The following is a 12,460-nucleotide window of genomic DNA, read 5'->3' on the forward strand; positions in this document are numbered from 1 at the left end:
GGTCGTGCGCCGTGGGGACCGTCGCGGGAGGCGTCCCACGCGTTTGTCAGGTTGGCTGCCTAACGAAGTCTCATCTTGGTAACAACCTCCGACTGACCGGGCATGGGTAAGTAAGTGTTCCTTACTATGGCTGCAGCCCTCCTCGCGGAGGCCCGTTGGCGCAATGATGCGTCATTGAGCGAAAGGGACGACGAATGTTCCGCACTACCCGCAAGCGCATGCTCCCCGTGGTAGCTCTCACGGCAAGCCTCTCGTTGCTCGCCGCCGGCTGCGCCGGCGACGACAAGCCCACCGAGACCCCGAAGCCCGGTGGCTCGGGCTCCTCTGACGGCGCCGCCGCCAAGATCGACCGCCCGCTCGTCGTGTTCGCCGGTTCACAGACGCCGATCACGCCGAACTTCAACCCGTACGCGCCCACCGTGCTCCACGGCGCCCTCGGCCCCATCTACGAGACGCTCTTCCACTACAACAAGACGTCGGCCGACCCGGCCACCCCGATGCTTGCCGAGTCCTTCGAGTTCAACGAGGACGGGACCGCGGCGACCATCAAGATCCGCCAGGGCGTCAAGTGGAACGACGGCAAGGACTTCACCGCCGACGACGTCGTCTTCTCCTTCACCAACGTCGCCAAGGCGAACTACATCGACAGCGCTACGGCCGTCGACGCCTCGACCGTCGAGCTGAAGTTCAACGCGCCGTCGTTCACCAACGAGTGGGCCATCTTCGGCGCGACGTTCATCGTCCCGAAGCACATCTTCGGCGAGTTCACCGACCTTGAGAAGCTCGTGGCGTTCGCGAACGACACTGCCCCCGTCGGGACCGGACCGTTCGTCCTCGAGGCCGCGACGTCCGCGTCGTACACGCTCAAGGCCAACCCGACCTACTGGCAGAAGGGCAAGCCCGCGCTCCAGGAGGTCCAGTACCTCGGGATCGACGGCAACAGCTCCGCACAGGCCATGATGCAGGCGGGCGAGCTCGACTACATGTCGCTCTTCGTGCCGAACCCCGAGTCGCTCACCGGCGGCGGCGAGGTCGCCATGGTCAACACGCCCATGGACCCGACCGTGCTCTACACGTGCGCCAACGCAGATCTTGGCTGCGAGGGTGCTCAGACGGACCCCGCCGTCCGCAATGCCCTCAGCCTCGCGCTCGACCGCGGCACGATCAACAAGAAGGCCTTCGTCGGTCTCGCCGGTTCGATCTCACCGACGTTCGCGCTCCTGGGCCGTGACGACAAGTGGATCGCCGACGACATGCCCAAGGAGATCGCTCAGGCGGCCGACGTCGCGGGGGCCGAGAAGACCCTCACCGACGCGGGCTATGCCAAGGGCTCGGACGGCATCTTCGCCAAGGACGGCAAGAAGGTCTCCATGAAGCTCATGGTGATCTCCGACTGGTCCGACTACGTCGCAGCCACCGAGCTCATCTCCGCCCAGGCCAAGGCCGCGGGCATCGAGGTCACGGTCGAGACGACCGACTGGGACGGCTTCTCCAACGCCCGCCTCTCCGGCGACTACGAGCTCATCATCGGCGGTATGGTCGGCACGTCGCTGTCCGACCCGTTCCAGCTCTACCGCGACTGGTTCGCCGGGACGCACACCCAGAAGGTCGGCACCAACCTCGAGCCCGGCCAGTGGAACATGACCCGGTACTCGAACAAGATCGTCGACGACGCCGTCGCGGTCGCAGCAGGGACGCGTGACGAGGCCACCAAGAAGGAGGCCTACGGCAAGATCCAGACGGAGATCGTCCGCGATCTCCCCTACATCCCGCTCATCATCAACGCCACGCAGACGTTCTTCAACACGGTCGACTACAGCAACTGGCCGACCGAGGACAACATGTTCGCGTTCCCGGCCTCGTGGGGCTCGGTCTCCTCGGGTGTCGTGCTCGCTGACCTCACTGGTCCCGCGAAGTGACATCTGAGCCGAAGAGGAGCTGGAACGAAGTGAGGACGGCAGCACGATGAAGTTCTACGTCAGAAGGATCACCTTCTATCTCGTGACCCTCTGGGCAGCCATCTCCCTCAACTTCTTCATCCCGAAGCTCATGCCGGGCAATCCCGCCGACATCTTCAGGGAGAACCTCCTCCGCCAGGGGGGCGAAGTCACGCCCGCCATGGAGAAGACGATCCAGCTCCTCTTCGGCTCACCCACCGACTCCCTCTGGGAGCAGTACACGCGGTACTGGTCGAACCTCTTCCAGGGCAACCTGGGAATCTCGACCACGAAGTACCCCACCCCCGTGACAGAGCTTCTCGCGGACGCGATGCCGTGGACCCTCATCCTCGTCGGCACCGCGACCGTCATCGCGTTCGTCCTCGGAGTCGGGCTCGGCGCCTGGGCCGGCTGGAAGCGAGGCACGTGGGTCGACGGGTTCATCCCCGGATCTGCGCTCCTGCAGTCGATCCCCTACTTCTGGCTCGCGCTCGTCCTCGTCGCAGTCTTCGCTGTCAACCTCGGGATGTTCCCGATCATCGGCGGCTACTCGGCCCGCGAGTTCCGTGGTGGGCCCGAGATGTCATGGGCGTTCATCTCGAACGCTGCATTCCACGCCGTTCTCCCAGCGGCCACGATCGTCATCTCCTCCGTCGGCGGCTGGCTCATCGGGATGCGCAACATGATGGTCGCGACGCTGTCGGAGGACTACGTGACGACCGCCGAGGCCAAGGGCCTCAAGCCCTCACGCGTCTTCCTCACCTACGCGGCCCGCAACGCTGCACTCCCCTCGCTCGCGGGCTTCACGATCACGCTCGGGTTCGTCGTCGCCGGATCGATCGTCATGGAGCAGGTCTTCTCCTACCCCGGCATCGGCAAGCTCATGATCACCGCAGTCACCCAGAAGGACTTCGCTCTCATGCAGGGAGTGTTCCTCGTCATCACCCTCACGGTGCTCGCGGCGAACTTCCTCATGGACATCTTCTACGGAATCATCGACCCGAGGGCGCGTCAGAATGTCTGAGAACACGACCATCGAGACCACCGCCGACGCCGCGCTCAGCCCAGCGGCAGGAACACCCGTCCTCAGCGGCGCACCCCAGCGCGGCGGCCTGCGGTCCTTCATGCCGCGGATGTCCGGCAAGCTCATCGTCGGCCTCATCCTCACGATCGGCATCACCGCGTTCGCGCTCATCGCACCGCACGTCACGCAGGACCCCCGCGTCTACGAGTCCGACCGCTTCCTGCCCCCGGGCGGCGGGCACCTGCTCGGCACCAACAACCTCGGCGCCGACGTCCTCGCCCAGCTCGCAGAGGGCGCCGCAGGCTCACTCATGGTGGGGCTCGTCACCGGAGTCATCGCGATCACGCTCTCGCTCGTCTTCGGCATCGTCGCCGGGTACGTCGGCGGGTGGACCGACGAGATCCTCTCGCTCATCACAAGCATCATGCTCGTCATCCCGGGCCTGCCACTCATCATCGTCATCGCGGCCTACCTCGAGAACCGCGACCTCATCGTCATCGCGATCATCCTCGGGCTCACCAGCTGGGCCGGGCCAGCGATCGTCCTGCGCACGCAAGCACGATCCCTGCGCAACCGGGACTATGTCGCGGCGTCCCGCGTCGCCGGCGAACGACCGACTCGCATCATCCTCGTCGAGATCCTCCCCAACCTGCTGCCGCTCCTTGCTGCCCAGTTCCTCGGCGCGTTCATCGCAGCAATCCTCGCCGAAGCCGGTCTGTCCTTCCTCGGCCTCGGCCCCTCAGGGTCCCTCACCTGGGGCGTCATGCTCAACCAGGCGATGGCCCACAACGCCTTCCAGATCGGGGCGTGGTGGTGGTTCGTCCCACCGGGCCTGCTCATCGCCCTCTTCGGCTGCGGCCTCTCGCTCATCAACTTCTCGATCGACGAGATCATCAACCCCAAGCTCCGCAATGCTCCGGCCGCGGTCAAGAGCGTCCGCAAGGCGCGCAAGGCGGGCGCCGAGGTCACGTCCTCCGCAGCCCCGAAGGAGGCCTGAGACATGCCCGTCGCACCGCTGAGCTCTGCCGAGCACGCCGCCTACCTCGCGCAGCAGACCCCCGTCCTCACAGCGACCGACGTCTCGGTCACCTACGAGGTCACGCCACCGGTCGAGGCCGTCAAGCACGTCTCGCTCACCCTCAACCGCGGCGAGATCCTCGGCCTCGCCGGTGAGTCCGGCTGCGGCAAGACGACGCTCGCGTACGGACTCAACCGCCTGCTCAAGCCGCCGGCGCTCCTCACGAGCGGCGCCGTCACCTTCCACGACGACAGCGGCGAGAACATCGACGTCGTCGCACTGGGCGACGCACAGCTGCGAGCCTTCCGCTGGGACAAGGTCTCGATGGTGTTCCAGGGCGCGATGAACTCGCTCAACCCGGTCATCTCCATCCGTGCGCAGCTGCATGACATCTTCACGACGCACCGTCCGACGATGTCTCGCAAGGAGAAGGAGGCGCGCGCCGCCGAGCTCCTGCAGCTCGTCGGCGTCGACCCGAGCCGCCTCGGCTCCTTCGCGCACGAGCTCTCGGGCGGCATGCGCCAGCGCGTGATGATCGCCATGGCGCTCGCGCTCAGCCCGCAGGTGATGATCATGGACGAGCCGACGACGGCCCTCGACGTCGTGGTCCAGCGCGGGATCCTGCGCGAGATCATGCGCCTGCGCGAGCGGTTCAACTTCGCCGTCATCTTCATCACGCACGACCTGCCGCTGCTCCTGGAGATCTCCGACCGCATCGCCGTGATGCGGTCCGGTGAGATCGTCGAGCTCGACACCGCCGAGAACATCCTCGGGGCACCTCAGCACGAGTACACGAAGAAGCTCCTCGGGTCGTTCCCGAGCCTCTTCGGCGAGCGCGGCGACTTCGTCCGCACCGGAATGACGACGACGGAGGCGGGCAAGTGACCGGGAGCCTCGAGGTCCGTGACCTCACCAAGGACTTCAAGATCCGCAAGGGCTTGAGGAGCACGGCATTGCGCGCGGCCGACCACGTGAGCTTCACGCTCGAGCCCGGCAAGACCATCGCGCTCGTCGGCGAGTCAGGCTCCGGCAAGTCGACCGTCGCCCGGATGATCGCGAAGCTCGAGACCCCGTCGTCGGGGCAGATCCTGCTCGACGGTGAGGACTCCGCGACCCGCGGCTCGGGCCTGCGCGACTATCGCAACAACGTGCAGATGGTCTTCCAGGATCCGTTCGCCTCGCTCAACCCGTTCCACTCGATCGCGCACCACCTCGAACGGCCGCTGACGATCCATGGCCGCGCACGCTCGCGTGACGAGATGAACACGCTCGTCGACGAGCTGCTCGAGCGCGTCAACCTCACACCCGCGTCGGCGTACGCAAGCCGGCGCCCGCACGAGCTCTCGGGCGGGCAGCGCCAACGCGTCGCGATTGCCCGTGCGCTCGCTCCCGGTGCCCGCTTCCTCATCGCTGACGAGCCCGTCTCGATGCTCGACGTCTCGATCCGCCTCGGGGTGCTCAACCTGCTTGCGCGCCTCCAGCGTGAAGAGAACCTCGGTGTCCTCTACATCACGCACGACCTCGCGACAGCCCGCCACTTCTCGGACGAGATCCTCGTGATGTTCCGCGGCAAGGTCGTCGAGCGAGGCCCGTCCGACGAGGTCATCCTCAACCCGCAGCACGACTACACCAAGCTGCTGCTCTCGGCCGCCCCCGAGCCCACCAACCAGGGCAAGCTCCGCCGCGAGGTCCGTGAGGAGCTCGCGAGCGGCGCCGGCCCCGGCGACCGCTTCGGCACCAGCGGCCTGTGACCGGCACCGCGGCGTCACGCGCTCCGCTGCCCCTCCCGCGTTCTGTCGCCGCGGGTCAGGGGACCGTCGCCCTCCACGACGGGACGCGGTTGCGTGTCGCTCCTCAGCTCCGTCCGGCCGCCCGCAGGTGGGCCCGTGACGCCGCGGATGCCTTGGGGATTGACGTCGTCCTCGCTGAGGACGACGCTCACGTCGTCCTCGATCTCGACCCCGTCCTGCCCGCCGGCGGCTACACCCTGGCAACCAGCCGCACCGGTCCGCGCGTGACGATCATGGCGGGCGACCTCGGCGGTGCGTTCGCCGCCGTGCAGACGCTGCGCCAGCTTGCGGGCCCTGACGCTTTCCGGCGCGCGCCCAGCGCGTCGCCGGCGCACCTTGAGCTTCCGGTCGTCGCGATCGAAGACGCTCCGCGGTTCGGGTGGCGCGGAGTTCTGCTCGACGTCGCCCGGCACTTCATGCCGAAGGCCGACGTCCTGCGCTTCGTCGATCTCGCAGCCGCGCACCATCTCAACGTGCTGCACCTGCACCTCACCGACGACCAGGGCTGGCGCGTCGAGATCGACGCTTTCCCCCTCCTCACGGAGGTGGGCGCATGGCGCCGGGCGACGCAGGTGGGAGCCTGGCGCTTCCCCAACCTCGACAACCAGCCGCATGGCGGCTTCTACACGAAGGACGACCTGCGCGAGATCGTCGCGTACGCGCGGGCCCGCGGCATCGAGATCATGCCGGAGATCGACGTGCCCGGGCACGTCGAGGCGGCGATCGCCGCCTACCCGGACCTGGGGGTCTCCGCGAAGCCGCGCGAGGTAGGCGTCACGTGGGGGATCTCGACCGACGTGCTCGACCCGGGCGAGGCGACGCTCGACTTCTTCCGCACCGTGCTCGACGAGCTCGCCGACGTCTTCGACGGGCCGTGGCTCGGGCTCGGAGGCGACGAGGTTCCGCCCCACCTGTGGCGCGAGGCACCTCACGTCGTCGCGCAGGCTGAGGCGCTCGGGCTTGCGTCCGTCGACGAGCTGCACGGCTGGTTCGTCGGCCGCCTCGCCGAGCACGTGCTGAGCGTGGGGCGGCGTCCCGTCGTCTGGGACGACGCCGTGACCGAGCACCTGCCGCAGCAGACGATCGTCACGTCGTGGCGCGGCTTCGCCGCGGGCGTACGCGCCACGCAGGCCGGCCACGACGTCGTCATGGCGCCCGAGCAGGTCGTCTACCTCGACCACCGCGCGGCCGACGGCGAGGACGAGCCCGTCCCCGTGGGCTTTGTCCGCACCCTGGAGGACGTCTACGCGTTCGAGCCCCTGCCCGCCGACGTGCTTGAGCTCGCGGGCCCGGTCGGCCCGGGCCGGGTCCTCGGCGTGCAGGCGTGCCTCTGGGCCGAGCACCTTCCCGACGCCCGACGGCGCGACTACGCGGCCTTCCCGAGGCTCGCGGCGTTTGCCGAGGTCGCGTGGTCGCACGTGACGGACCGCTCCCCCGGCTCGGCCGCTCAGGCAGAGTTCCACGCTCGCCTTGTCGACGCCCACCTGCCGCGGCTTGCAGCCGCAGGCGTCGAGCTGCGCCCGCTTGCGGGCCCGCTCCCGTGGCAGAAGCGCCCGGGAGTCCCGGGATGGCCGCTCGACCTGGCCGCCACGCTCGCGGCAGCGGGCCCCGAGGGCCACGTCGGCGGGTGGCACGAGGGCAACGAGAACACCGCGGGGGCGCCGGCATGATCATCCGTGGCGCCCGTGTGCCCGAGGGCACGGGTCTCTCCGACCCCGTCGACCTTCACGTCACGGGTGACCGGCTCACGGCGCTCATCCCCGCGGGCACCGGGGGCGCCGCGGGCGCCGCGGGTGCAGCGGGCACAGCGACCGCGGACCAGGTCGTCGACGCGGACGGCCGCATCGCTCTGCCGGGCTTCATCGACGCGCACTCGCACGCGGAGTCGGCGCTCTTCGAGCCCGACATCCAGCTGGCCCTCCTGCGCCAGGGCGTCACGAGCGTCGTCCTGGGCCTCGACGGCGTCTCGTTCGCGCCGGATCCGTCCGGGGCCGGCTGGGCGGGCGCCTACTTCGCGGGGATCCTCGGACCGCACCCGACGTTCAGGGGCGGCTCGGTCGCGGACCTGCTCGCGACGTACGAGGCGACGACCCCGCTCAACGTCGCCTACCTCGTGCCGCACGGGACGCTGCGGCACGCGGTCCTGGGAGGATCGGCGGCACCCGCGGACGACACGGCCCGGGCGCGCATCGTCTCGCTCCTCGAGGAGGCTCTCGACGACGGCGCCGTCGGGCTGTCGACGGGTCTGGAGTACGTCCCGGCCGCGTACGCGGACCGCGCAGAGCTCGAGGCTCTCGCACGCGCCGTGGCGGAGCGAGATCTTGTCCACGTGAGCCATATGCGCGGCTACGAGGAGCACGCGGCGCGCGCCCTCGGCGAGCTCACGCAGCTCGCCGTCGCGACCGGCGTGCGCACGCACGTCTCGCACCTGCACGGTCCTGCCGACGAGATCGTCAGGGCCCTGGCGGCAGCCACCGACGCGGGCGTGGATATGACGTTCGACTCCTACCCCTACCTGCGCGGCTGCTCGATCCTCTCGATGGTTGCGCTGCCGACGTGGCTCCCGCTCGCGGACGCCTCCGCCACCCGGGAGGCGCTCGCCGAGCCCGTGGCCGCGGCACGGGTCTCCGCGCACCTCGCGACGCTCGACGATCTGTGGCCCCGGGTGACCCTCGCGTCAGTCCCGGGGGAGCTCGCGTGGGCCGAGGGCCGAACGCTCCTCGACGTCGCCGCGCGGCTCGGGAGCACTCCCGCGGACGCGGCGCTGCGCCTTCTGCTCACGTCCGACCTGCGGGTCACGTGCCTCTTCGAGCAGCCACCGACGGGGACGGACGCCGCCCTCACGACGCTCGCGTCCCACGCCGGGCACACCGTCGGCTCGGACGCGATCTACCCGGGCTCGCACCCGCATCCTCGTGGCTGGGCGACGTTCCCGGCGACGCTTGCGCGCATGCTCGCACCGGTCGGTCCATGGTCGTGGGCCGACGCGGTCGAGCACCTGTCGACCCGCGCGGCCCGCGCGCACGCGCTTGCGCGCGGAACCCTCGGCATCGGCTCGGTCGCCGACATCGTGCTCGTGGACGAGGGCGCGCTCGCCCCGCGCGCCACGTACGTCGATCCGCGCGTGCCTGCGGACGGTATCGACGACGTCGTCGTCGCCGGCGTCCCCGTGCTCGCCGCCGGAAGGCTCACGGGAGCCACGCCCGGGCGCGCGCTGCGCCCTCAGCCAGGAGGCGGTCGAACATGACGACGACCACGACGCGTCCCGGGACCACCGTCGGTCCGTGGACGAAGGGACTGCGTCTCGACGAGGCCAGACCGCTCGAGGAGGTGCGGGCACACCTCGCGGCGCATCGTCCTGCGCTCACCGACGCGCTCTTCTCGTGGCCGCTGCTGACGATCGACGCCGACGCGCTCGACCACAACCTCACGACGATGGCGCGGATCGCCGCCGACCGGGGCGCGCTTCATGCGCCGCACGCGAAGACGCACATGTCACCGCAGCTCGCGGAGCGTCAGCTGACCGCGGGTGCGTGGGGTCTGACGGTCGCTGACGGGGCTCAGCTGCGGGCCGTCCTGGCGTGGGAGCTGCCCGCCTTGCGTCGCGTCGTCGTCGCCAACGAGCTCGTCGACGCACGTGACCTGCGCTGGTTGTGCAGCGAGCTCGCGCGCCGCGCGTCGCTCGGGCGTCCTGTCGAGGTCCTCGTCCAGGTCGACTCAGCGCGCGGGATCGAGGTGATCGCGGGCGTCCTCGCCTCGATCCCCGGCCTGCACGACATCGGCGCGGCGGTGCCCGGCATCCTGGTCGAGCTCGGTGCGAGCGGCGGCCGGGCAGGGGCACGCAGCCTTCAGGAGGCCGAGGCCCTCGGCCGGCTCGCCCACGCTCAGCACGTCCCGGTGCGGGGCGTGAGCGGCTACGAAGGTTCCGTCGCCCGGGGCTGTGATGCGGCGGCGCTCGCGACCGTCCGACGCTTTGTCGCGGACCTGCGCGAGCTCGCCGGCCGTCTCGTCGCGAGCGGCGTCGTCACGCTCACCTCACCCGCGGGTGTGGCCGACGAGCCTGCCGTCATCGTCTCCGCGGGGGGCAGCGCGTACCTCGACGTCGTGCTCGACGCTCTTCCGGGCCCGGTCCTCCCGCCGGGGTACATGAACGCGGTCTCGGTGCACCCGGTCGTCCGTGCGGGCGCGTATCTTACGCACGACGACGGTCTGCTCGCGCGCGCGAACCCGTGGTCGCGGATGCCCGCCGAGTGGCGTGCCGAGGCGCCCAGGCCTGCGCTCCGGGTGCACACGCAGGTCCTCTCGACGCCCGAGCAGGGCCTCGCCGTCCTCGGCGCGGGTCGACGTCACGTGCCGTACGACATCGACCTCCCTGTTCCTCTGGGCATCTCGGGGTGGGCGGTGACGAAGGTCGACGACCAGCACGCGTACCTGCGTCATACCGCTGGGCCGCCGGACGCCCCGACGCCGACGTCCCTCCAGCCGGGCCAGGTCATCACGCTCGGCCTGTCGCACCCGTGCACCGTGTTCGACAAGTGGCGCACGGCCGTGCTCATCGGCCTCGACGGCCGCGCGATCGACGTCATCGAGACCCAGCTCTGAACCCTCGCGTCCCACCGCCCGTCCACGACCGAAGAGAGACACCATGTCCGTTGGCCCCAAGGTTGCCGTGAGCACGCCCGACGCACCTGCCCCCGCGCACACGTTCCACCAGGGTGTGCGTCGGGGACCGTTCGTGCAGGTCTCAGGCCAGGGACCGGTCGAGCCGGCGACGGGCGAGTACCTCTTCCCCGGGGATGTCGCAGCGCAGACGACCCGTACGCTGCACAACGTGCTCGCGATCGTCGAGGCTGCAGGGGCGACGTTCGACGACATCATGATGTTGCGCGTCTACCTCACGCGTCGGGAGGACTTCGCCCTCATGAACGACGCCTACGGTGCCTTCGTCACGGCCAGGTCGACGACGGGTGTCCTGCCGGCGCGCACGACGGTCTTCACCGGGCTCCCGCGCGCCGAGATGCTCGTCGAGATCGACGCGTTCGCGATCGTCGCGTTCGCGATCGTCGCGGACTAGCTGCGCGGGGCGCAGGCCGTGCACCGCGTCCGAGCCCGGCTCAGTCGCCTGCGCGCTCCGGCTGGTCGTCCCACCAGACGAGGAGCGCCTCGCGGCCCTCGTCCTCGCTCATGGGACCACGGTCCATGCGGAGCTCGAGCAGGTGCTTGTAGGCGCGTCCCACGAGCGGGCCCGGTGTGACCCCGAGGGTTGCCATGATCTGACCGCCGTCGAGCGCGGGCCGGATCGACGCGATCTCTTCAGCGGCTGCGAGCGTCGCGATGCGCTGCTCGAGGTCGTCGTAGGCTGCGCGCAGGCGCGCGGCCTTGCGCTTGTTGCGCGTCGTGCAGTCGGCGCGCGTGAGGCGGTGGAGGCGTTCGAGGAGTGGCCCGGCGTCCGTGACGTAACGACGGACCGCCGAGTCGGTCCAGGCACCGTCGCCGTAGCCGTGGAAGCGCAGGTGGAGCTCGACGAGACGAGCGACCTGCTGGATCGTCTCCTTGTCGTAGCGCAGCGCCCGCAGGCGCTTCGTCGTGAGCTTGGCTCCGACGATCTCATGGTGATGGAAGCTCACGGATCCGTCGTTCTCGAACCGGCGCGTCGCGGGCTTGCCGCAGTCGTGCAGCAGAGCCGCGAGGCGCAGGACGAGGTCGGGGCCGGGCACGGGGCCGTCGGGGCCCGTCTCCAGGTCGATCGCCTGCTCGAGGACGGTGAGCGTATGCTGGTAGACGTCCTTGTGCCGCTTGTGCTCGTCGACCGTCTCGCGCATGGTCGCGAGCTCGGGCAGGACGTGCGTCGCAAGTCCAGAGTCCATGAGGGCCTCGAGGCCGCGGCGCGGGTGCGCGGCGACGAGCAGCTTGTCGAGCTCGGCGCGGATGCGCTCCGCCGAGACGATCGTCAGGCGGTCGGCCATCGCGGTCATGGCCGCCCACGTACCCGGTTCGATCGTGAAGCCGAGCTGGGCTGCGAAGCGGGCGGCCCGCATCATGCGCAGCGGGTCGTCGTCGAACGACATCTCGGGTGCGATCGGGGTGCGGAGCACACCGATGGCGAGGTCCTCGAGCCCACCGTGGACGTCGACGAGCTCGAACTGCGGCAGGCGCAGCGCCATGGCGTTGACGGTGAAGTCCCGGCGCGAGAGGTCCCCGTCGAGCGTGTCACCGAACGTGACGACAGGCTTGCGTGACTCGGGGTCGTACTCGTCGCTGCGGTACGTCGTCACTTCGACGACGACGTCCTCGCGGTCGAGCCGCGCGAAGCGGCGCGCGCCGATCGTCCCGAAGGCCTTGCCGATGTCCCAGTGGGCGTCGCCCCAGCGCGCGAGGAGCGCGAGCGTCTCGTCGGGCGTGGCCGACGTCGTGAAGTCGAGGTCGTTCGAGGCGCGGCCGAGGAAGGCATCCCGGACCGGGCCACCCACGAGCGCGAGCTCGTGGCCTGCGGCTGCGAAGATCTCACCGAGCTCACGGACCTCGGGGGGCAGGGAGGCGACGACAGAGAGCGCACGGCGCCGGAGCTGCTCGAGCGTCGCCTGTTCGGGCTGGGGAATCTGGTCGTCGTCCACGACGACCAAGCGTGCCAGATGGAGCGGTCGGCGGCCCAACGGATCAGCGGTTCGTGGCCCGACTACCCCGTGGCCTT

General features: G+C 69.8%; 10 protein-coding genes. 9 read left to right on the forward strand and 1 reads right to left on the reverse strand.

The window, feature by feature from the left end; genetic code table 11:
* The first annotated feature begins 194 nt into the window (after window positions 1–194).
* From ACTVCO_RS00550 to ACTVCO_RS00590, 9 genes are read left to right on the forward strand one after another with little or no spacing between them, the layout of a single operon-like run.
* Window positions 195–1,919, forward strand: coding sequence for an ABC transporter substrate-binding protein (locus ACTVCO_RS00550; RefSeq protein ID WP_443726439.1), 1,725 nt, complete (start codon window positions 195–197; stop codon window positions 1,917–1,919).
* A gap of 46 nt (window positions 1,920–1,965) precedes the next feature.
* A complete protein-coding gene (locus ACTVCO_RS00555) occupies window positions 1,966–2,961 on the forward strand; it encodes an ABC transporter permease (RefSeq protein ID WP_443726440.1) in 996 nt (331 codons plus the stop codon).
* Complete coding sequence (locus tag ACTVCO_RS00560; protein ID WP_443726441.1) at window positions 2,954–3,958, forward strand: ABC transporter permease; 1,005 nt, start codon at window positions 2,954–2,956, stop codon at window positions 3,956–3,958. Before ACTVCO_RS00555 ends, ACTVCO_RS00560 begins: the two co-directional genes overlap by 8 nt.
* Before the next feature lie 3 nt (window positions 3,959–3,961).
* Window positions 3,962–4,864: an ABC transporter ATP-binding protein gene (locus ACTVCO_RS00565; RefSeq protein ID WP_443726442.1), complete on the forward strand. Its 903-nt coding sequence runs from the start codon at window positions 3,962–3,964 to the stop codon at window positions 4,862–4,864.
* Entirely contained in the window at window positions 4,861–5,730 is an 870-nt protein-coding gene (locus tag ACTVCO_RS00570) for an ABC transporter ATP-binding protein (RefSeq protein WP_443726443.1), read from the forward strand. Before ACTVCO_RS00565 ends, ACTVCO_RS00570 begins: the two co-directional genes overlap by 4 nt.
* Window positions 5,727–7,439, forward strand: coding sequence for a beta-N-acetylhexosaminidase (locus tag ACTVCO_RS00575; protein WP_443726444.1), 1,713 nt, complete (start codon window positions 5,727–5,729; stop codon window positions 7,437–7,439). Before ACTVCO_RS00570 ends, ACTVCO_RS00575 begins: the two co-directional genes overlap by 4 nt.
* Window positions 7,436–9,016: an N-acyl-D-amino-acid deacylase family protein gene (locus tag ACTVCO_RS00580; RefSeq protein ID WP_443726445.1), complete on the forward strand. Its 1,581-nt coding sequence runs from the start codon at window positions 7,436–7,438 to the stop codon at window positions 9,014–9,016. Before ACTVCO_RS00575 ends, ACTVCO_RS00580 begins: the two co-directional genes overlap by 4 nt.
* On the forward strand, window positions 9,013–10,371 hold the full coding sequence (locus tag ACTVCO_RS00585; RefSeq protein WP_443726446.1) for an alanine racemase: 1,359 nt from the start codon (window positions 9,013–9,015) through the stop codon (window positions 10,369–10,371). Before ACTVCO_RS00580 ends, ACTVCO_RS00585 begins: the two co-directional genes overlap by 4 nt.
* Window positions 10,372–10,414: 43 nt before the next feature.
* Window positions 10,415–10,843, forward strand: coding sequence for a RidA family protein (locus tag ACTVCO_RS00590; RefSeq protein WP_443726447.1), 429 nt, complete (start codon window positions 10,415–10,417; stop codon window positions 10,841–10,843).
* 40 nt (window positions 10,844–10,883) lie between these two features.
* On the opposite strand, the gene ACTVCO_RS00595 is transcribed toward ACTVCO_RS00590, so the two are convergent.
* Window positions 10,884–12,383, reverse strand: coding sequence for a CCA tRNA nucleotidyltransferase (locus ACTVCO_RS00595; protein ID WP_443726448.1), 1,500 nt, complete (start codon window positions 12,381–12,383; stop codon window positions 10,884–10,886).
* Window positions 12,384–12,460 lie beyond the last annotated feature (77 nt).

The sequence above is a fragment of the Sanguibacter sp. A247 genome (genome assembly GCF_052324925.1).
Lineage (GTDB): Bacteria > Actinomycetota > Actinomycetes > Actinomycetales > Cellulomonadaceae > Flavimobilis.